Annotated in this window: 5 protein-coding genes; all 5 read left to right on the forward strand. The window is 39.3% G+C overall.

Features of this window, described 5'->3' with window-relative positions:
• The first annotated feature begins 177 nt into the window (after window positions 1–177).
• The 5 genes from H6G77_RS13285 to H6G77_RS13305 all read left to right on the forward strand — a co-directional run bounded on the left by H6G77_RS13285 (window position 178) and on the right by H6G77_RS13305 (window position 24,758).
• Window positions 178–819: a transaldolase family protein gene (locus H6G77_RS13285; protein WP_190589678.1), complete on the forward strand. Its 642-nt coding sequence runs from the start codon at window positions 178–180 to the stop codon at window positions 817–819.
• Between the two features lie 710 nt (window positions 820–1,529).
• A complete protein-coding gene (locus H6G77_RS13290) occupies window positions 1,530–7,340 on the forward strand; it encodes an AAA family ATPase (RefSeq protein ID WP_190871800.1) in 5,811 nt (1,936 codons plus the stop codon).
• Window positions 7,341–7,414: 74 nt separating this feature from the next.
• A complete protein-coding gene (locus tag H6G77_RS13295) occupies window positions 7,415–13,255 on the forward strand; it encodes an ATP-binding sensor histidine kinase (RefSeq protein ID WP_190871801.1) in 5,841 nt (1,946 codons plus the stop codon).
• A gap of 266 nt (window positions 13,256–13,521) precedes the next feature.
• Window positions 13,522–18,891, forward strand: coding sequence for an ATP-binding sensor histidine kinase (locus H6G77_RS13300; protein ID WP_190871802.1), 5,370 nt, complete (start codon window positions 13,522–13,524; stop codon window positions 18,889–18,891).
• Window positions 18,892–18,965: 74 nt separating this feature from the next.
• Window positions 18,966–24,758 carry an ATP-binding sensor histidine kinase gene (locus H6G77_RS13305; RefSeq protein ID WP_190871803.1) on the forward strand — a complete coding sequence of 1,931 codons (5,793 nt, stop codon included), beginning with the start codon at window positions 18,966–18,968 and terminating at the stop codon, window positions 24,756–24,758.
• The last annotated feature ends 36 nt before the right edge of the window (window positions 24,759–24,794 follow it).

Below are 24,794 nucleotides of genomic sequence, written 5' to 3' on the forward strand. Positions count from 1 at the left end.
AATAAATCTATATATTTATAGAGTTAGCAATCATCAATTACTAAAATTTATGCTGCTTTTTCCAAAATTCTGTAGCCAGAATTTTGACTCTGGAATTATAATCAGCCAAAAAAGACTGAAATTATCAAGCTAAAATTGGTATGATGCCAGCGATGGGACTTTAAGGAAAATAATTCAGTGACCTTATTTTTGGACTCAGCGATCGCAGCCGAAGCAGAAGCTGCTAAAAAGTTAGGTTGGGTAAAAGGCATCACTACTAACCCAACATTATTAGCCAAAAGCCCGTTACCGGTTGAGACGACGTTAAAACAACTGGCACAATTAACTACAGGGCCAGTGTTTTATCAATTGATGGCTGCTGAATTTGAAGAAATGGTAGCAGAAGGCAGAGCCGCCTTTGAGTTAATTGGACAGCAAACAGTCTTAAAAATTCCCGCTTCCTTAGTTGGTTTTCAGGTGGTGGCTGAACTAGCACCAGAAATTCCCTGTGCAGTCACAGCTATATACAGTGCAGCCCAAGCCGCAGTCTCTCAAGAAGCTGGGGCAAAATATGCGATCGCCTATGTCAATCGAGCCACTAGACTATTAGGTGATGGGGTGGCATTAGTCCGGGAAATGGCAAGTGTTTTAAAGGGAAGCAACACAGAAATTATGGCAGCCAGCATCAAATCTCCCCAAGAAGCCGTCGCATCCCTACAAGCTGGCGCTCACCATCTCACCTTACCCTTAGCAATGTTGCAGTCGATGACAAATCACGAATTGTCAGTGCAAACCATTGATGAATTTGCCGAAAATGGACGCGGGATTTTACAGGCGTAGGAGTGGTGTTTTAGCAACTTGCTGGAAATGAGGCAAGGGAGAGAAGGCGGATAAGGTAGTAGACCCGAATTTCTCACTTATGGGTAGCGGGTGTGGAGAGAGAGGGGAGTGTGGGGAGTGTGGGAAGTGTGGGGAGTGTGGGGAGTGTGGGAAGTGTGGGGAGTGTGGAGGGTCATTTTTTGGATACTTAGCCAGAAATCCCACACAAAATTTCGTTCACCCCCCCTGGATTTCTCTCTTGTGAGAAATCCAGGTAGAGATATAGGAGGATGTGGGGGTTTAGGCAATACGGTTCGGTTAACAAATGTATCTGTTGAGGTGAGCAGGGGGGCGGAGGAGCTTCAGGTGCAGGGGAGAGCGTACCTTCGTTCCCCCTTTCACCCCTGCACCTCTGCACCCTTGCTTGCCTACACAAGTAAGTTTCTTATCCGAACCGTATTAAGGGTTTAGGTATGAAACAACCTCTACACCAATTCTGAGAAACCTGATATTTTCAATATTACTAAATAATGCTTGGTTTATCACTGCTTTAAGGGCATACTACCATAGCTCTGAAAATCCCTATAAAATCTATGTAAAGATGCCTGAAAATATACTAATTTTCAGTATTTGTGTTATTTGATATGAACGGCAAGGGAATAATAAATTTTGATGTTTCAGCTTTATCTATCTAGATAGGCAAACGCTAACTGAAATAAAGGCGTACATACATGACTACTGAATATTGCATTCCTCTGATTCCTGGATATCAAATTAGCGAATTACTATATGCAGGTTCTCGCAGCATAGTATATCGAGCTATGCGTCAATTTGATCAGATGCCAGTAGTAATTAAAGTTTTAACTTCCGAACATCCAACCTTACAAGAATTATTGCAATTTCGCCATCAATATAATATTAGTAAAAATATTGATATTCCGGGAATTATTCATCCCTTAGCTTTAGAAACTTATAAAAATAGTTATATCTTGGTCATGGCGGATACTGGGGGAATTGCTTTAAGAGAGTATGCCAAAACCAAATATATCAGTATAGGAGAATTTTTAGAGATTGCTCTCCAATTAACGCAAATTATCCACGATTTACACCAAAATCGCGTTATTCACAAAGATATTAAACCTGCCAATATTTTAATTCATCCCCAAACCAAACAAATTCAGCTTATTGATTTTAGTATTGCTTCATTACTGCCTAAAGAAACCCAAGAAATTAAAAATCCGAATGTCTTAGAAGGGACACTTGCTTATATTTCTCCTGAACAAACGGGGAGAATGAATCGAGGTATTGATTACCGCAGTGATTTTTATTCTTTGGGTGTGACATTTTATGAATTACTCACAGGGAATTTACCTTTTATCTGTGATGATCCAATGGAGTTAGTGCATTGTCATATTGCTAAACAACCAGATGAATTGAACAATGCAAAAATCCCCCAAGTCATTGCCGAGATTGTGATGAAATTGATGGCGAAAAATGCTGAAGACCGTTATCAAACAGCTTTAGGTTTAAAATTTGATTTAGAAAAATGTCTGACAGAATATCAATTAACTGGTAGATTAGACTATTTTACAATTGGTGAGTGGGATATTTGCGATCGCTTCCTCATTCCCGAAAAACTCTATGGACGAAAAGCCGAAGTTGGCGCATTATTAAGCTCTTTTGAACGTGTATCAGCAGGTACGGCAGAATTAACGCTAGTTGCTGGTTTTTCCGGGATTGGTAAAACCGCCGTGATCAATGAAGTGCATAAACCAATTCTCCAACAACGAGGCTATTTTATTAAAGGGAAATTTGACCAATTTAGTCGTAACATTCCCTTGGGTGGTTTTGTGCAAGCCTGCCGCGACTTGATGGGACAGTTACTATCCGAATCTGACATCAAACTTCAGCGATGGCAAGCAAAAATTTTGGCAGTTTTAGGCGACAATGCTCAAGTTTTGATTGACGTAATACCCGAATTAGAATTAATTATTGGTCAACAACCACCTGTAGCAGATTTAGCCGCTAGTGCGGCACAAAATCGGTTTAATTTGTTATTTCAAAAGTTTATTAATATATTTACCACTGCCGAGCATCCTTTAGTAATATTTTTAGATGATTTACAGTGGGCAGATTTAGCTTCTTTGGAGTTGATTAAAACCCTAATCAAAACAAGTCATTATCTGTTGGTGTTAGGTGCATATCGAGATAATGAAATATCAGCAACTCACCCATTACTGTTATTGCTGGAAGAACTCAACAAAACACAGGCAAGGATTAATAAAATCACCCTGAAACCTTTAGCAGTTGATGATATTAATCATTTGCTGGCAGACACATTAAACTGCTCTTTAGAACTGGCTAAACCACTTACAGAATTAATCAACCGCAAAACTCAAGGTAATCCTTTTTTTACCACTCAGTTTCTCAAAGCATTACATGAAGAAAAATATATTACCTTTAATCGCGATCGCCGCTTTTGGGAGTGTGATCTTGTCCAAGTCAATACACTATCACTCACTGATGATATAGTCCAGTTCATGGCGTTGCAATTACAGAAATTGCCAGATGTCACGCAAAAAGTGTTGAAGTTAGCTGCTTGTATTGGTAACACTTTTGATTTAGCAACCTTAATGCTGATCTCAGAATTATCGCCACAGGAGACAGCAAAAGCATTATGGAAAGCTTTGCAAGCAGGGTTTATTTTACCTAACAGCCAAGTTTATCAGTTATTACAGTCTGATGAGATTGGTGGTTATGAGGTAGAAAATAGCATTAATCCTACATATCAATTTCTACACGATCGCATTCAACAAGCTGCCTATTCTCTTATTTCCGATGACCAAAAGCAAATCACCCATTATCAAATCGGAAAACAATTATTATGCAATACTCCGCTAGAGCAACAGGAAAATAGAATTTTTGATATTGTCAATCATCTGTATCGCGGCATTAATTATATCACTCAGCAACTAGAGAAAGATGAATTTGCTCAATTAAACTTCATAGCAGGTAAAAAGGCTAAAACTTCTACTGCTTATAAAGCGGCTATAAAATATTTTCAAACAGGACTTAGTGTGTTATCAGATGATAGTTGGCAAAATAATTATCAATTTATATTTTCTCTGTACAAAGAACAGGCAGAGTGTGAATATTTTCTAGGAGAATTTTCTGGGTCTGAGGAACTATTTGCCATTGCCTTACGGCATTCACAAAATATTTTCGATCAAGCTGATATTTATGCAGATATAATGATGCTAAAAATCACCCAAGGTGAAGATTTTAATGCTGCCATTACGGCTGGTTTAAAAGCTTTGGATACCTTGGGAATGAGTCTACCAACTCTATCCGTAGCAATTCAATCTGCCATTGATATTGAATTAAATAAGTTAGCCTCATTCCGTGCAACGGAGATTTATTATAATCTGCTGAATTTGCCTGTAATGACTGATCCTAATAAAAAAGCTTGTATGAAGCTTTTAAGTGTTTTATGTTCTATCACTTATCTCACAGGTAGCCATCAAATCAATCAATTAATCCGCTTATTAATGCTCAATACGTCCTTTGAGTATGGCAATTGTGAAAACTCTGGTATTGGTTACTGCTTTTATGGAATGGCACTGATTGAACAAGGAGAATATCAAACCGCCTATCAATTTGGCAAGCAAGCTCTAGAGCTTGATCAAAAGTTCAATCATCCGCAATATCTTGCCCAAAATATTAATATATTTTGCCATACGATTAATCCCTATATGAAACCGTTAAAAACTAATTTACCTCTCTATCAACGTTCATTTGATATTTGCAATGAATGTGGAGATTTAGTATTTGGTGTTTGGGCGGTTTTGTTCATGATTTGGACGATGTTAATTCAAGGCAAATGTTTAGTAGATATTCATACTGAAATGGAGAAATATACAGATTATGTAGAAAAAGTAAATGATATCAATATATTACAGGGGTTTCTCCAACAGCAACAATTTTTATCACATCTACAAGGGAGGATACATCACACTGAATTACTAGCAAATTGGGACAGTGAAGATATTAACTGTATTCAAATTTGGCGGAAAAATAATTTTCCTTCTGGCATCAATTGGTACTGTTTTTTGAGAATTCAGCTATCTTATATTTATGGTGATTATGTTGATGCAGTCAAAACTGCGATCGCTAATCAACAAACTCTGACTACTAATGGTAGTAGTTTCCCAATTATTCAATATCACTTTTATTATCCTCTGAGTCTCATTGCTCTTTACCCCCAAGCAACACCCGAAGAACAAAAATCTTACTGGCAAATTATTCTTCAACATCAACAACAGATTAAAATATGGGCAAATAATTGTCCCGAAAACTTTCTGCATAAATATAATTTATTAGCAGCAGAAATAGCGCGGCTATCTGGTAATATTTGCGAAGCTATTGACCTTTACGATCGCGCGATCGCAGGTGCAATTGAAAATGAATATCTCCAAGAAGCTGCACTGAGTAACGAACTCGCTGCTAAATTTTACCTCGACTGGGGTAAAGAAAAAATTGCTTCAGTTTATATGCAAACCGCTTACTATTACTATGCCAGTTGGGGTGCGATCGCCAAAACCGAAGATTTAGAATATCGCTACCCTGACTTGTTACGTCCCATTCTTCAACAGATTAACCCTACTCTCAACATCTGGGAAAATATCGAAAATTTGTTTGTCCCGAATCTCTCAATTCACTCTTCTACACAAGTCAATCAAGCTTCTAGCTCTAGTATTAATACTGCCCTAGATTTTACCGCCATCATCAAAGCTTCTCAAGCATTATCTAGCACAATTGATTTAGATGAACTGTTACAAAAACTCACAGAGATTATTTTGCAAAATTCTGGTGGCGATTACTGTGCTTTAATCTTGCCTGATAGCGATGGTAATTGGCATCTCAAAGCCATCGGCACACCTGAAAATACCCAAGTTTGTTTTGAACCTCTAGAAAATAATCATCATTTACCAATTAAACTGATCAATTATGTCAAAAATACTCAAGAAGTTGTCGTATTTGATAATCTGCAAACGGATTTGCCTGTTATTAGTGAATATTTAAATATCCACCGTCCAAAAAGTGTGTTGTGTTTACCAGTACTCAATCAAGGAAATTTGATTGGGGTTTTATATTTAAGAAACCAGTATACTAGTGAAGTATTTACACGCGATCGCATTCTCATTCTGGAAATTCTTTGCACCCAAGCAGCGATTTCTCTAGAAAACGCCCGCCTCCACGCCCAAGAACGAGAAAAATCTGAGCGTTTAGAAAAATCTCAACAAAGATTGCAAATCATCATTCAACAAACTCCAGTCGCTATCTTCGAGTGGAATACTCAGTTTGAATGTCAACATTGTAATCCAGCCGCCGAAAAATTGTTTGGCTATACACAAGCAGAAATTGTCGGCAATAATTTGCGGATAATTATCCCGGAAGAACATCATGTTTATGTAGATGATGTGACTGCTTCGATTTTAGCTGAACATGGTGGTTCTCACGCAATTAATGAAAATATTACTAAAGATGGTCGACGGATTATTTGTGAATGGTTTAATGCCCCAATGTTAGATGCTAATGGTCAGGTTTGTGGTGGAGTTTCAATTGGTTTAGATATTAGCGATCGCCAAAAAACAGAAGCAGCAATTCATAAAAAATCCCAAGAATTAGAAACAGCTTTACAAGAACTCAAACAAGCCCAAATTCAGATGGTACAAAATGAAAAAATGGCTTCTTTGGGTAATTTAGTCGCGGGGGTAGCCCATGAAGTTAATAATCCCATTGGTTTTCTCAATGCTAGTATTAACAATGCCCAAGAATATGTGCAGGATTTAATTGGGCATTTAGAACTTTATCAGCAATATTATGCCCAACCTGTTGAGGCAATTCAAGAAAATGCTGAAGACATTGATTTAGACTTTTTAGTTGCAGATTTACCTCATTTGCTAGATTCGATGACGGAAGCCATGCAGCGCATTAAATCAATTAGTATGAGTCTGCGGACGTTCTCTCGTGCTGACACCGATAGCAAAGTCATGGCTAATATTCACGAAGGTTTAGATAGTACCTTATTAATTTTAAAATATCGCTTAAAAGCTAATGACAAACGTCCTACTATTGATGTTCAAACAAATTATGGCAATATTCCTTTAGTTGAATGTTTTCCGGGTCAGTTAAACCAAGTATTTATGAATGTTTTGGCTAATGCTATTGATATGTTTGATGAAATGGCCCAAACGCACACATTTGCGGAATTACAAACTCATCCCCAACAAATTACCATCCGCACTCAAGTTGTTGCCCATCAAGTTTATATTCATATTCAAGATAATGGCAAAGGTATGGGTGCAGAAGTACAAGAGAAAATCTTTGAGCATTTATTTACTACCAAAGGAGTCGGTAAAGGTACTGGGTTAGGATTAGCGATCGCGCGGCAAATTATCGAAGAAAAGCACGGCGGTCAAATCACAGTCAGTTCTGTTTTGGGGGAAGGGACAGAATTTATCATCCAACTGCCAGTGTAAATTTTTACGTTACTATTGAGTAAGGTTGAGCGTTTGGGAATACTAAATCAAGACATTTTCAAGATTTAGATATTATGATTGACACGCTTGTGAAGATTCCCGGATATCGCATTAGTGAAGAACTCTACAATGGTTCGAGAACGCTGGTTTACCGCGCAGTCAGAGAAAGCGACTCAATACCAGTAGTCATAAAACTGCTGAAAAATCCTTATCCCAGCTTTAGCGAACTGTTGTTATTTCGCAATCAATACACTATTGGCAAAAATCTCAACTCACCTCTGATTATCCAAACCTATAGCCTTGAACCCTTACATAATGGCTATATGTTAGTTATGGAAGACTTTGGGGGAATTTCTCTCAAGGATTATTTCAGCAAAAATCAGGGTCTTGCATCTTTAGAAGAGTTTTTAATTTTAGCGATCGCACTCTGCGACACTCTCAACTTACTCTACCACGAGCGAATTATTCATAAAGATATTAAACCCAGCAATATCTTAATTAATCCTGAAACCAAGCAAATCAAATTAATCGACTTTAGTATTGCATCACTCCTACCCAGAGAAACCCAAACCCTAGTTAACCCCAACGTATTAGAAGGCACACTCGCTTATATATCTCCCGAACAGACAGGGAGAATGAACCGGGGTATTGATTATCGCACAGATTTTTATTCCTTGGGTGTGACTTTTTATGAATTCCTCACAGGTGAGTTACCATTCTCATCTAATGATGCGATGGAATTGGTACATTCTCACATTGCGAAAATTCCCCCATTATTACACGCAATTAATCGAGATATCCCCTCAGTTATCTCAGAAATCGTCAGTAAGTTGATGGCGAAAAATGCTGAAGATAGATATCAGAGTGCATTAGGATTAAAATTTGATTTAGAAAAATGCTTAACTCAACTAAGAGAAACTGGTGAGATTCAGAGTTTTGCAATTGCGAGTCGGGATTTGTGCGATCGCTTCATTATTCCTGATAAATTATATGGCAGAGAAACCGAAGTAAATACCCTACTAGAAGCATTTGAAAGAGTCAGCCAGGGTACAACGGAAATGATGCTGGTGGCTGGGTTTTCGGGAATTGGGAAAACAGCCGTTGTTAACGAAGTGCATAAACCAATTGTTAGACAACGCGGCTACTTTATTAAAGGTAAATATGACCAATTTAATCGCAATATTCCCTTTTCGGCATTTGTACAAGCATTCCGCGATTTAATGGGGCAATTATTGACCGAAAGCGATGTACAAATAGAACAATGGAAGCATAAAATATTAGAGGCTGTCGGGGAAAATGGACAAGTAATTATTGAAGTCATTCCCGAATTAGAAAACATTATAGGCGCACAACTGCCAGTAGTTGAATTATCAGGTGCAGCCGCCGAAAATCGCTTTAATTTATTATTTCAAAAATTCACCCAAATCTTTACAACTAAAGAACATCCATTAGTCATATTCTTAGACGATTTACAATGGGCAGATTCGGCATCATTAAAGTTAATACAGCTATTAATTGCGAATACTGGGCATCTTTTCATTATTGGAGCATACCGTGATAACGAAGTTAATCCCGGACATCCATTATTGTTGACATTGGGTGAAATCCAAAAGACCCAAACCAAAATTAACACAATTACTTTAGCAGCACTCAGTCAAGTACAAGTAAATAAATTAGCTGCTGATACCCTCAAATGTCCAGAAGATGTGGCATGGAATCTTTCTGTATTAATTTATCAAAAAACTCAAGGTAACCCATTTTTTACTACCCAACTTCTCAAAGCATTGCATCAAGATAAACTAATTCAATTTGACTTTGAATTAGGCTGTTGGCAATGTGATATTTCTCAAGTGAGTATCAAAGTAGTGACAGATGATGTTGTGGCTTTTATGAGCTTACAATTACGTAAATTGCCACCATCAACTCAAGAAATATTGCAGTTAGCAGCTTGTATTGGCAATTCTTTTGATTTGGCAACTTTAGCAATTGTTTCACAACAATCTCAAATCGAAACAGCAGCTTGTTTATGGAAAGCATTACAAGAAGGGTTGATTTTACCAATTAGCGATGTTTATAAATTTTATATCGGGACAGAAACTTTAAGACATACATCAGAAAATCAACAGATTGTTAATTACAAATTTTTACATGACCGAGTACAGCAAGCAGCTTATTCCCTGATTCCTGATGAACAAAAACAGGCAACTCATTACCAAATTGGACAATTATTATTATCCAAAATATCCCCAGAAGACACAGAAGAGCGAATATTTGAGCTAGTCGGGCAATTAAATCATGGCCAGACATTAATGAGTGAGCAACACCAACGGGATGATCTCGCCCGTCTCAATCTGATTGCAGCTCGCAAAGCGAGGACGACAACAGCATATCAAGGAGGGCGCGAATATGTTCGTGTCGGCTTATCGTTGTTGGGAGAAACAGCTTGGCAAAGACAGTATGAAATCACCCTGGCTTTCTACGAGTTAGCCGCAGAATTAGCATCTTTGTGCGGAGATTATGCGGCGATGGAATCTGTGATTGAAACGGTAATCGAGCAAGCACAGTCTGTACTAGAAAAAGTCAATGTCTACCGGATTCGCATTGTTTCTCTGATCTCTCAAAACAAATTGCTGGAATCGATTGAGGTAGCCAGGAACGTTTTAGCTTTGCTCGGCTTACCCCTGCCCGAAACCATGACGGAGGCTGATTTTCCGCCGATTATCGCTGAAGTCAATCAGCTGATCGGAGAGCGTGACATTGAGGATTTGGTACACCTACCGAGAATGAGCGATCGCCGAATTATGGCGATCGTTGAGATCATGACTCGTCTGTTCTCATCTGCCTATATATCGGGTTCTTCGTTGTATGTTGCGCTGGTGACGATACCCGTGAAGTTATCCATTGAATATGGGAATACACTCGCTTCTATAGCTGCTTATTCTTGCTACAGCATTATTGTTGCCAATTTTCTCCAAGATGTGAATGCAGGGGTGAAATTTAATCAGTTAGCCATTCAACTCACCTCAGCACTAGAGGCCAAAGTGATGAAACCAGAAGCATTTCACACGGCTGGGCTATTTACATCACATCGCAAATTCCACATTCGAGACATCCTACCTCTGGTGCAAGAGGGATATACAACAGGATTGGAAGTTGGCAACATAGAATATGTGGGATACAATGCCCATGCTTTTTGTGCTAATTCCTTCTGGTGCGGTCGTCCTCTGGATACCTTAGAGCCAGAAATTCGAGCCTATCACCAGGCGTTAGTCCAAATGAGTCAATTGACCCCAGCAAATTGGTGTCGAGTCTATTGGCAAGGTACTTTAAATTTGTTAGGAGATGCAGAATCTCCCCATATTTTTGCGGGGGAAGCCATTGAAGAGACAGAGTTTCTTTCACAAATAATTTCAGCTCGTGACCTGCTGTGCTTATACGCATTTTATGTGTTTAAGCTGATGTTGTGTTGCTTATTTGACGAGGTAGAAACGGCTCGGATTTATGCTGTTGAAGTAAAACGCTATTTTAACGGTGGTGTGGGAACGCTAGGGGAAGCGGAATTTTATTTCTACGATTCTTTGACTGTGTTGGCTACTTTGCGACAGGGATTAGAAGAGCGATCGCCATTGCTGCAACAGGTAGAAGAAAATCAAACAAAACTGCAACAACAATGGGCGAACTATGCGCCCATGAATCATCAGCATAAGTTTGACCTAGTTGAAGCTGAACGCTATGGGATTTTAGGAAAATACTATGAAGCAGGAGACTGGTACGATCGCGCTATTTCCGGTGCTAAAGCCAACGGCTATATCCAAGAAGAAGCTTTAGCTAACGAATTAGCCGCTAAATTTTACCTCGATTGGGGGAAAGAGAAAATCGCCGCAGGTTATATACAGGAAGCATATTATTGTTATGCCCGTTGGGGAGCAAAAGCCAAAATCGCCGACTTAGAAATACGCTATCCCCAATTACTTGCACCTATATTACAGCAAAGCCGTTCTGTTGTTTCCACTAACGAAACTATCTTCACTGTGGGGACTGTCACAAAAAGTAGTTCTTCGGCTTCTAGCAGCAGTGTCTCACATACCCTAGATTTAACCGCAATTCTCAAAGCATCTCAAACTATCTCCGGTGAAATCGAACTAGAAAAACTGCTGTCATCGTTGCTTTCCATCGTGATTGAAAATGCTGGGGCTGATAAATGTGTGTTAATGCTGTTGCAAGATAATAACTTACTAATTCAAGGTTCAATTACCCAGGGTTCTGAGCCAATTGTGTTGCAAAGTCTTCCCATTGCAGACAGCCAGGATATTCCCCACAAACTCATTTACAAAGTCAAAAACAACCAACAAACTGTAGTGTTACTGGATGCAAACGCAGATATCACTTTCGCCAATGACCCCTATATTATCCGTCAACAGCCTCAGAGTGTTTTGTGCAGCCCGATTTTAAATCAAGGTAAGTTACTAGGGATTTTATATCTAGAAAATAATTTAGTGACGGGGGCGTTTAAGAGCGATCGCGTCGAAATCCTCAACCTACTCTGCTCCCAAGCCGCCATTTCCCTAGAAAATGCCCGACTTTATCAACTTTCTCAGAAATCAAAACAACAGCTAGAGCGATCGCTTGATGAATTAAGTGCTGCACAACTTCGCTTGCAAGCATCAGGAAAACGACTCCAGCTATTGGTAGAACAAACTCCACTGGCAGTCATAGAGTGGGATACTAATTTTTGCGTTACTGACTGGAATCCAGCAGCAGAAAGGATATTTGGCTACACCAAACAGGAAGCTTTAGGTCGTCAACTCCAATTCATTATTCCTCCAACAATTCAAATACAAATTGACCAAATTGTATGCAATCTTCTATCACAACAAGGTGGCAATTACAAGATCAATGAAAATATTACCAAAGATGGCAAAACTATTATTTGTGCTTGGTATAATAATCCCCTTGTCAATGCAGATGGTGAGTTAATTGGAGTTGCTTCCCTAGCAGATGATATTACTGAGCGTCAACTTGCCGCAGTCCAACTTCAACAAAAAGCACAGGAGTTAGAACAAGCATTACAAGACTTACAACAAGCCCAATTACAAATGGTGCAAACTGAGAAAATGTCAGCCTTGGGTAACTTAGTCGCTGGTGTCGCCCACGAAATGAATAATCCTTTGGGCTTTATTGCAGCTACTCTCAAACAAGCTAAACCCACCTTTGCCGATATTATCGAACACTTAAAAATCTATCAAGAAACCTTACCCGATAAAACTGAAGAAATCCTCGACCACGAGGCAGAAATTGATTTGGAATATACCATAGAAGACTTGCCTAAAATGCTGGATTCCATGACAATGGCTTGTGATAGATTAAAAAATATCAGCACTAGCCTACGCACTTTCTCCCGTGCTGACAGAGATTACAAAGTACCATTTAATCTTCACGAAGGCATTGATAGTACAATTTTAATTCTCAAACATCGTCTCAAAGCCAACGAACAACGTCCGGCGATTGAAGTAGTAACTAATTACGCTAATTTACCTCAACTTGAATGTTTCCCTGGGCAATTAAATCAGGTATTTATGAATATTTTGGCGAATGCCATTGATGCTTTAGATGAATCAAATCACGGACGGAGTTTTGCAGAAATTCAAGCTCATCCTAACCAAATTACAATCACCACATCAATAGCAGATAAATTTGTCAAAATCTCCATTGCTGATAATGGTAAAGGAATGAGTGCAGAGGTAAAACATAAAATCTTTGACCATTTATTTACTACCAAGGGAGTCTGCAAAGGTACGGGCTTAGGATTAGCGATCGCGCGGCAAATTATCGAAGAAAAGCACGGCGGTAAAATTACGGTTAATTCGATTTTAGGTGAGGGAACAGAATTTATAATTTCCCTGCCGATTATATAAAAAGGAATCAGAAGACAGAATTGGTGAATACTTCACTCATAAGATACACCTAGCTTGTCTAAGGATTCACTGATCTGTGTTGTTCACATCTCAAATAGGAATACCATATTGTCTGATTAATAAATTCAGTAATTCATAATCTCTTTAACTAATTATTAGTGATTAAACCTCTCACAAATGGGAATACTAAGTTTATCTAAACTTGCTGCGCGTGGTTTCATCCATGTAGAGAAGCAACCACCCAAAGAAACTAGAGGTATATATCAATGACTACTGAGTTGCAGACACCCGTCATTCCTGGATATCAAATTAGTTCTCAATTGTATGCAGGTTCTAGAACCATAGTATATCGTGCTATCCGTCAAGTTGATCAACTGCCAGTAGTCATCAAACTTCTCACTTCCGAATATCCGAGTTTTCACGAGTTATTGCAATTTCGGAACCAATACACAATTAGTAAAAATCTGCAAATTTCGGGTGTTATTCGTCCCTTGTCATTAGAAACTTATGGGCATGGTTATATATTAGTGATGCCGGATACGGGAGCGATCGCTCTAAGAGAATATATCAAAACCACGACTCTTTCTTTAGCGGAATTTTTAGCGATCGCGATTCAACTCAGTAATATTCTGCAAGATTTACATCAACACCGTGTAATCCACAAGGATATTAAACCTGCGAATATCCTGATTCATCCCCATAGCAAACAGATACAATTAATTGACTTTAGTATTGCTTCTTTATTACCGCGAGAAACTCAAGAAATCAAAAGTCCCAATGTTTTAGAAGGGACACTTGCTTATATTTCTCCAGAACAAACCGGGAGAATGAACCGGGGTATTGATTACCGCAGTGATTTTTATTCTTTGGGTGTGACTTTTTATGAACTGTTGACGGGGACTTTACCGTTTATCTGCGATGATCCAATGGAGTTAGTGCATTGTCATATCGCCAAAACTCTGATTTTGGGTAATCAAATAGATATTCCCCAGGTAATTGCAGATATTGTGCTGAAATTAATGGCGAAAAACGCCGAAGATAGATATCAAAGTGCTTTAGGATTAAAGCATGATTTAGAAACTTGCACTCAGCAATTACAAGATACTGGTACAATTACCAATTTTGCCATTGGACAACGGGATATTTGCGATCGCTTTCTCATCCCCGAAAAACTCTACGGACGTGAAGCCGAAGTTATCAGCCTGTTGCAAGCCTTTGAACGTGTCGCCAAGGGTACATCTGAAATGATGCTGGTTGCGGGATTTTCGGGAATTGGGAAAACCGCCGTCGTCAACGAAGTGCATAAACCCATCACCCGCCAGCAAGGCTACTTCATCAAAGGAAAATTTGATCAGTTTAACCGAAATATTCCCTTATTGGCTTTTGTCCAAGCTTTGCGCGATTTGATTGGGCAGTTATTATCAGAATCAGATACCCAATTAAATCAATGGCGCAGTCAGATTCTCGCGGCTTTGGGCGATAATGGACAAGTTTTAATTGAAGTGATGCCAGAACTCGAAAGAGTCATTGGTAAACAACCACCTGCACCAGAATTATCAGGAACAGCCGCCCAAAACAGATTTAACTTATTATTTCAGAAATTTATTGCCGTCTTTACGACCGCCGAACATCCATTAGTGATGTTTATTGATGATTTGCAATGGGCAGATTCCGCATCTTTGCAATTAATTAAACTGCTGATGGCAGATAAAAATTATCTGTTATTGTTGGGCGCTTATCGAGATAATGAAGTTTCGCCAACTCACCCGTTAATCTTAACAGTTGCAGAACTCCAGCAAGTTGGTAGAACTGTAAATACAATTACCCTTGCGCCTCTCACTTTGAGTGATACCAATCAGTTAATTGCCGATACACTACATTGTACAACTGAGCGATCGCTCCCCCTGACAGAATTAATTATCCGTAAAACCAAAGGGAATCCCTTTTTCATTACCCAATTTCTCAAAGCCTTACACGAAGATGGGGAAATTAAATTTAACCGTGAACAAGGCTATTGGGAATGTGATATTGCTCAAATTAATGCCTTATCTCTCACCGATGATGTGGTTGAGTTTATGGCACAGCAATTACAAAAGTTGCCTGATGAAACCCAAAATGTTCTTAAGTTAGCTGCTTGCATTGGTAATTCTTTTGATTTAGCTACCTTAGCAATTGTTTCCGAACAATTACAAATGGAAGCGGCAACAGCTTTGTGGAAAGCTTTGCAAGAAGGACTAATTCTGCCCCAAAGTGAAGTTTATAAATTTTATCTCAGCCACGAACAAGCAAATCAAAATACTCACAGAATTGAGAATTTAACTTATAAGTTTTTACACGATCGCGTCCAACAAGCTGCTTATTCTCTCATTCCTGACCGCCAAAAACAAGCTACTCACCGCAAAATTGGGGCATTACTTTTAAATAATACCTTAGAATCAGAGTTAGACAACCGAATTTTTGATATTGTCAATCAACTCAATATCGGTATTGAATTAATTACAGAACTATCCCCAAGAGAACAATTAGCCGAGTTAAACTTGCGGGCGGGACACAAAGCCAAAGTAGCTACCGCCTACGCGGCGGCTGTGAGTTATTTAAACACTGGTTTAACACTGTTAACCGAAAATTGCTGGCAAAATCAGTATGCACTGACTCTGCAAATGTATGAATCTTTAGCAGAATCAGAATATTTAAATACTAATTTTGCCCAATCTAAATATTTCATTGATCAAACCCTATTATCGGCGCGTCAACCACTCGATAAAATCAAAGTTTATGAAATTCAAATCTTAGCTTACACCGCCCAAAATCAACTGCTAGAAGCTATCAATACAGGTAGGGAGGCTTTGAATTTACTGGGCGTTGATTTCCCAGAAGATTGTGATTTTGAGACGATGATTGCCGAACACCAACAACTCAAAATTATTTTAGGCGATCGCCCCATCGAATCTCTCGCAAATTTACCAATTCTCCAAGCACCTGATCAATTGGCAGCAATGCGAATCTTAGTAGGTTTATTTGCATCTGTCTATTTAGCCAAACCACAATTGTTACCTTTAAAGATATTCACAATGGTGAAAATCTGCATTCGATGTGGTAACTCTCCCCAAGCCGCCATCGCTTATAGTTTATATGGCTTATTTTTATGTGCGACTGGTGAAATTGAACGTGGCTATCAATTTGGGCAACTGGCAACTACTATTTTAGAGCAATTGCAAGCCAAAGAATTAACTAGTAAAGTAAATCTGACTTTTGCTTTATTTATTAAACATTGGCGAGATTCTTTACGTTCCACATTACCTGTATTTTTATCTGGTTTAACCAGTGGTTTAGAACATGGTGATTTAGAATATGTTGGTTATTGTGCCAACTGCTATTGCCAATTTTTATTTTGGACAGGTGAACATCTAGAAATTGCCGAAGCAGAAGCCGATAAATATTGTCTGCTCATTGAAGATATTAAGCAAGAAGCTTCGTTAATTTGGGCAAATACTTGGCGACAAACAGTGATTAATCTGCGTGGCAAAGCCGAAAACGTGATGACGCTGGTTGGTACAAGTTTTGATGAAACTGTGACTTTACCTGCCTTAATTCAAAGTCGCAATGTCAACGGTATTTGCTATGTTTATCTTGCTAAACTTTTACTCTGTTATTTGTTTGGTGATATTGACACCGCGAGAGAATACGCCAGCAAATTTGAAGAATATGAACAAGGGGCGGCGGGTTTATTAATTACTCCCCTGAAGAACTTTTATCAATCTTTGAGTTTATTGTCAGCATATTGCCCAGATACTCTCACAACAACTGTAGATTTAGAGAAGGTTGCCAAGAATCAACAATCTATGCAGATATGGGCTGATCATGCCCCTGCGAATTATCTGCATAAGTTTCAACTAATAGAAGCAGAAACTTATCGGGTATTAGGCAAATATTATGAAGCCGGGGATTTGTACGATCGCGCGATCGCCCTCGCCCAAGCCAACGGCTACCTCCAAGAACAAGCCCTCGCCTATGAACTGGCTGCTAAGTTTTACCTCGCTTGGGGTAAAGAAAAAATCGCCACAACTTATATGCAGGAAGCTTACTACGGTTATGCCCATTGGGGTGCAGAAGCCAAAACCAAAGATTTAGAAAGTCGTTACTCTAATTTACTGCGTCCGATTTTTCAGCCAGCTACAGCAACTCTCAACCCCTTAGAAACCCTGGCGGCTGTGACTAGTTCTAATGTCTCATTTCATAGTGCCACTACTGCCTCTTCTAACACCAGTTTGAATCTAGCTTTAGATTTTGCCGCTATTATCAAAGCCTCGCAAAGTCTTTCCAGCACCATTCAATTAGATGATTTGCTGTCTCAATTAACACAAATTATTCTGCAAAACTCTGGTGCTGATCACTGCGCCTTGATGTTACCCAACCGTGCGGGAATCTGGCAAGTCAGGGCGATCGCCACAACCAACACCACAGAACTTTGTGCGGAACCTTTGGAGAACAATCCTAATTTGCCAGTCAAGCTGATACAGTACGTCAAAAACACCCAAGAAGTCGTAGTAGTTGACAATCTCAAAACTGATTTGCCTGTCATTGGTGAATATTTAACTCTGCACCAACCAAAGAGTGTATTGTGCTTACCAATTCTCAATCAAGGCAATTTAATTGGGATTTTGTACTTAAAAAATCAGTCTAGCAGTGGGGTGTTTACAAGCGATCGCATCTTGATTCTCAACTTTTTGTGTACTCAAGCCGCCATTTCCCTAGAAAATGCCCGCCTCTATCACCAAGCCCAAGAATATGCCCAACAGTTGGAACAATCCCAACTCCAAATAGTACAAAATGAAAAAATGGCATCTTTGGGTAACTTAGTCGCCGGGGTTGCCCATGAAGTTAATAACCCCATTGGCTTTCTTTACGGGAGTATCCGTAACGCCCAAGAATACACCCAAGATTTAATCGGACATCTAGAACTGTATCAACAACATTATTCTGAACCTGCTGCCCCAATTCAAAATAATGCCCAAAATATCGACTTGGAATTTTTAATCGAAGATTTACCCAAGTTGCTGCATTCCATGACAGAAGCAACGGAACGCATTAAATCTATTAGCAACAGTCTGCGTACCTTCTCCCGTGCCGATACAGTCAATAAAGTCATAGCTAACATTCATGATGGTTTGGATAGCACCTTAATGATTTTAAAATACCGCCTAAAAGCCAATGAACAGCGCCCCGCCATCAATATTCAACAAGAATATGGCCATATCCCAGAAATTGAATGCTTTCCTGGACAGTTAAACCAAGTATTTATGAATATCTTGGCTAATGCCATTGATATGTTTGATGAGATGGCGCAAACTCGCACATTTGCGGAATTACAAGCCCATCCCCAAGAAATTACGATCCGTACTTATGTCACTGCCAATCAAGTTTATATCCATATTCGAGATAACGGCAAAGGTATAAGTGCAGATGTGACAAATCGCATCTTTGACCATTTATTTACTACTAAGGGAGTCGGTAAAGGTACGGGCTTGGGATTAGCTATAGCAAAGCAAATTATCGAAGAAAAACACGGCGGTAAAATCACAGTCAATTCTGCTCTAGGTGAAGGGACAGAATTTATCATCCAACTGCCAGTGTAAATTTTTACGTCATCATAGAGGAAAGTTGATCCTTTGGGAATACTAAATCAAGACATTTTGAAGATTTAGTGATTATGATTGACACTCTTGTGAAGATTCCCGGATATCGCATCAGCGAACAACTCTATGATGGCTCCCGAACACTAGTTTATCGCGCAGTCAGAGAAAGCGACTCAACACCAGTAGTTATCAAACTGCTGAAAAACCCCTATCCCAGCTTTAGCGAATTGTTATTATTTCGCAATCAATACACTATTGGGAAAAACCTCAATTCATCTCTGATTATCCAAACATATAGCCTCGAACCCTTACATAATGGCTATATGTTAGTCATGGAAGACTTTGGGGGAATTTCCCTCAAGGATTATTTTGCCAAAAATCAAAATGTTGCATCTATTGAGGAGTTTTTAGTTTTAGCGATCGCACTCTGCGATATCCTAGACTTACTCTACCATGAGCGAATTATTCATAAAGATATCAAACCCAGCAATATATTAATTAACCCCGAAACTAAACAAGTTAAATTAATTGACTTTAGTATTGCATCATTATTACCCAGAGAAACCCAAACCCTAGTTAACCCGAATGTTTTAGAAGGAACACTCGCTTATATCTCTCCTGAACAAACAGGGAGAATGAATCGCGGGATTGACTACCGCACAGATTTTTATTCCCTGGGTGTGACTTTCTATGAACTATTAACAGGAGAATTACCATTCCAATCTCATGATGCGATGGAATTGGTACATTCTCATATTGCGAAAGTTCCCACACTCATACATGAAATTAATCCAGATATCCCCTTGGTTATATCAGAAATCGTCAGTAAACTGATGGCGAAAAATGCTGAAGATAGATATCAGAGTGCATTGGGATTGAAATTTGATTTAGAAAACTGTCTAAATCAACTAAAAGAAATTGGCGAAATCCAAAGCTTTGAGATTAGACAAAGAGATTTGTGCGATCGCTTCATCATCCCTGATAAACTCTATGGCAGAGAAACCGAAGTTCAAACCCTTTTAGAAGCCTTTGATAGAGTTAGCCTTGGCGCAACCGAAATGATACTAGTAGCTGGGTTTTCGGGAATTGGGAAAACAGCAGTTGTAAAAGAAGTACATAAACCCATTGTCAGGCAACGCGGCTACTTTATTAAAGGTAAGTATGACCAATTTCAACGGAATATTCCCTTCAGTGCTTTTGTGCAAGCCTTCCGCGATTTAATGGGGCAATTGTTGACTGAAAGTGATGTAAAGATTCAGGAATGGAGAAATAAAATATTAGATGCTGTTGGGGAAAATGGACAAGTAATTATTGAAGTCATCCCCGAATTAGAAATAATTATTGGCAAACAACCAGCAGCAGTAGAATTATCAGGAACAGCCGCAGAAAATAGATTTAATTTATTATTTCAAAAATTCACCCAAGTCTTTACAACTAAAGAACATCCTTTAGTCATATTTTTAGATGATTTACAATGGGCTGATTCGGCATCATTCAAGTTGATGCAGCTATTAATGGCTGATACCAGGCATCTTTTCATCATTGGTGCGTACCGTGATCATGAAGTTTATCCAGCACATCTATTAATGTTGACTTTGAGTGAGATCCAGAAAACACAAGCAACAATTAACACAGTTACTTTAGAAGCACTCAGTCAATCACAAGTCAATCAGCTAGTTGCTGATACCCTCAAATGTCCAGAAGAAATGGTATGGGAATTTTCAGTATTGATACATCAAAAAGCTCAGGGAAATCCATTTTTTACCGCACAATTTCTCAAAGCATTACATCAAGAAGAACTGATTAAATTTGATGTTGATTTAGCCTGCTGGCAATGTGACATTATACAGGTGAGGACTCAAGCAGTTACAGATGACGTTGTGGCTTTTATGGCATTTCAATTGAAAAAACTGCCACAAGCAACTCAAAATGTATTGCAGTTGGCTGCTTATATTGGTAATCAATTCGATCTATCCACTTTGGCTATTGTTTCAGAACAATCCCAAATTGAGACTGCTGCTGCTTTATGGAAAGCATTACAAGAACGGTTGATTTTACCAATTGGTAATATTTATAAGTTTTATGTTGGGCAAGAAACTCTAGTCAGTACACCAGAAAATCAAGAGATTGTTACATACAAATTTTTCCACGATCGCATTCAACAAGCAGCTTATTCCTTGATTCCCGATGACCAAAAACTTGCAACTCACCTGAAAATTGGACAATTATTACTGCACAGTTCCTCGGAAGTAGAACTGGAAGAAAAACTGTTTGATATTGTCAGGCATTTAAACCAAGGAATTGAGCTAATTACCCAACCGCAAGCACGGGAAGCACTAGCCCAACTTAACTTAAAAGCTGGGCAGAAAGCTAGAAATTCTACAGCTTATGTTGCAGCCAGAGTCTATTTGCAAACAGGGATTGATTTACTGACAGTCAACTGCTGGCAAGATCAGTATGAATTGACGATGAATCTCCATATTGCTGCTACCGAAGTTGCCTATTTGAATGCAGATTTTGATGGCATGGAGAAAATAGCAGCACTGGCGTTAAAAGAAGCTGAGACAATTTTAGACAAAATCAAAATATACCAAATTCAAATCGTCGCTCAGACATCTCAGGGCAAGATATTAGAAGCCATTACAGTAGGAAGAGATGCCCTATCTCAATTGGGGGTTGAACTCCCCACAGCACCTGACGAAGCCAAAATTAGCAAAGCCCTAGAAACCCTAGCTAACCTTCAAAGCGGTAGAGAGATTGAAGAATTAGTCAATCTACCTGTAATGAGCGATTGCCATACTCAGGCAGCTATGCAACTCTTAGGAACATTATTTTCGCCGATTCTACAGGCAATGCCGGGATTACTGCCCATACTGAGTGCAACGATGGTAAGTTTATCACTCCAGTTTGGGAATACACCAGGATCGACTGTGGGGTATATGATTCACGGTATGGTGTTGTGTGCCTTTTTGGGAGAAGTGAAAACAGGCTATAGCTTTGGGCGATTAGCAATAAACTTGCTCGATCAATTTAATGTCGGGGAATTCAAATCTAAAGTTCTACTGCTGTTTTCAGCCTGGGTTCAACATCATCGGGAATCTCTCAGGGTAACAACGCTGACGATGAAAGATGGCTATGTAACTGGTATAGAAACTGGTGATTTTCTCAACGCTGGCTACAACTCGCTCAATTACTTTATTGCCAAACTTTTTGCTGGGATAGAACTGGATATTTGGGAACCCGAAATAGCAGATTACAGGGCTGTCTTAGTGCAGATAAAACAACATTCTGCCCTGACTTATTTGGATATGATGCAGCAGACTGTACATAACTTGAAGGAAACCCGGATTCTGTCAGATTGTTTAGTTGGCAGCGCCTATGATGAAACGGTGATGATTCCTAAGCACTATCAGGACAAGGATCTCACCGCGATCGCTATTGCTTACACTTACAAACTGATGCTGGCATACTTTTTTGGTAACTACACCTCTGCCCTAGAATATAACACCCAAGCCAAACAGTATTTAATGGCAGTATCAGGGATGATTTTTATTCCCATGTTTCATTTCTATACAGCCCTGACGCATTTGGCACTGTTGTCTACACAGCCAGAGTCAGAACTAGATGAATTTCTCGCCTTGGTTGAAACCCATCAAACCACGTTGCAACAGTGGGCGCATTTTGCACCCATGAATCATCTCCATAAATGGTATTTAGTTGAGGCAGAACGACAACGGATTTTTGGCAATAAAGCGGAAGCAATTGAATATTATGATCGCGCTATTTCTGGAGCTAAAGAAAATGGCTATATCCAAGAAGAAGGACTAGCTAACGAACTAGCAGCAAAGTTTTATCTCAATTGGGGTAAACAGCATATTGCTCAGGAATACATGACCCAAGCTTACTATGCCTATGCTCGCTGGGGAGCTAAAGCCAAAGTTGCCGACTTGGAAAGACGCTATCCCCAACTGCTTGCTCCCATCCTCCAGCAAACCCGTTTTTCCTTATCCACTAACGAAACTATCCTCGCATTAGGGAGTGTCTCATCCAGCAGTTCCTCTAGTTCTAGCAGCAGTGTCTCCGATACCCTAGATTTGAAAGCTATCCTCAAAGCATCTCAAAGTATCTCCGGGAAAATTGAACTGGAAAAACTGCTGTCATCGTTGCTTTCCATCGTCATTGAAAATGCTGGGGCTGATAAATGTGTGTTAATGCTGTTACGAGACTCGCGCCTGCTGATTGCTGGCTCAATTACTCAGAGGAATGAGCCTGTTGTATTGCAAAACCTGGCGGTTGAGGATAGCCAGGAAATTCCCTTAAAACTCATTTACAAAGTCAAGCGCAATAGTCAAACTATAATTCTGCTGGATGCAACCGCAGATATCACCTTAGCCAACGATCCATATATTATTCGTCAACAGCCTCAGAGTATTTTGTGCAGCCCGATTTTACATCAAGGGAAGTTGCTGGGAATTTTATATCTAGAAAATAATTTAGTGACGGGGGCGTTTACAAGCGATCGCATCGAACTACTCAACCTCATCTGCGCTCAAGCCGCCATTTCCATAGAAAATGCCCAACTTTATCAACGTTCTCAGGAATCCGCCCAACAATTACAGCGATCGGTTGACGAATTGAGCGCCAGCAATTCTCGCTTTCATAACTTGGTAGATAATCTTCCTGGGGCTGTTTATCAAGTCCATTTGTCTACTAATGGTGAACAATCTTTACCTTATATCAGTGCAGGCTGTTATAAATTATGGGAAATACCAGTCCAGCAATTCAATACCAATGTCAAGACTCTCATTGATATAGTTCATCCAGAAGATATTGTGACTTTCCAACAGGCGCTAGGAGGCGCAATGACAACTCTGACTTCTGGGCAATGGTCAGGTAGAATTTTGACACCTTCTGGAATTGTCAAGTGGGTTCAGGCGGAAGGCTACATCCGCAAACTTGTGGATGGAAGTTTTGTTTGGGATTGCATTATGTTAGATATTAGCGAACGCAAACAAGCTGAATTGGCTTTGCAACAAGCTCAATTACAAATCGTTCAAAGTGAAAAAATGTCTGCCTTGGGTAACTTAGTCGCTGGTGTCGCCCATGAAATGAATAATCCTTTGGGATTTATTGCGGCAACTCTCAAACAAGCTAAACCCACCTTTGCTGATATTATCGAACACTTGAAAATCTATCAAGAAACTTTACCCGATAAGAGTTCAGAAATTCTTGATCACGAAGCAGAAATTGACTTGGAATATAGCATAGAAGACCTGCCTAAAATGCTCGATTCTATGACAATAGCTTGTGATAGATTGAAAAACATTAGCACCTCTCTACGTACTTTCTCCCGTGCTGATCGAGATTATAAAGTGCCATTTAATCTTCATGAAGGCATTGATAGTACAATTTTGATTCTCAAACACCGTCTCAAAGCTAACGAACAACGTCCCGCAATTGAAGTAATTACTAACTACGGTGATCTACCCCAAATTGAATGTTTCCCTGGGCAATTAAATCAGGTATTCATGAATATTTTGGCAAATGCTATCGACGCATTAGATGAATCGAATCACGGACGTAGTTTTGAGTCAATTCAAGCTCATCCTAATCAAATTATAATTACCACATCGATAGCAGAGAAAACTGTGAAAATCTCCATTGCTGATAATGGTAAAGGGATGAGTGAAGAAGTAAAACACAAAATATTTGACCATTTATTTACTACTAAAGCTGTTGGTAAAGGTACGGGCTTGGGATTAGCTATAGCAAAGCAAATTATCGAAGAAAAACACGGTGGTAAAATCACAGTCAATTCTGTTCTAGGTGAAGGGACAGAGTTTGTGATTTTCCTTCCTATCTCATAAAAGCATTTTGAGTATAACCAAATACCTTCCGTTGTG

Source organism: Aulosira sp. FACHB-615 (assembly GCF_014698045.1).
GTDB lineage: Bacteria > Cyanobacteriota > Cyanobacteriia > Cyanobacteriales > Nostocaceae > Nostoc_B.

What these genes read in the sequence shown, in the direction of transcription:
- H6G77_RS13295 (WP_190871801.1), top strand. Translation starts at nt 7,415, where the DNA reads ATGATTGACACGCTTGTGAAGATTCCCGGATATCGCATTAGTGAAGAA.
- H6G77_RS13290 (WP_190871800.1), top strand. Translation starts at nt 1,530, where the DNA reads ATGACTACTGAATATTGCATTCCTCTGATTCCTGGATATCAAATTAGC.
- H6G77_RS13305 (WP_190871803.1), top strand. Translation starts at nt 18,966, where the DNA reads ATGATTGACACTCTTGTGAAGATTCCCGGATATCGCATCAGCGAACAA.
- H6G77_RS13300 (WP_190871802.1), top strand. Translation starts at nt 13,522, where the DNA reads ATGACTACTGAGTTGCAGACACCCGTCATTCCTGGATATCAAATTAGT.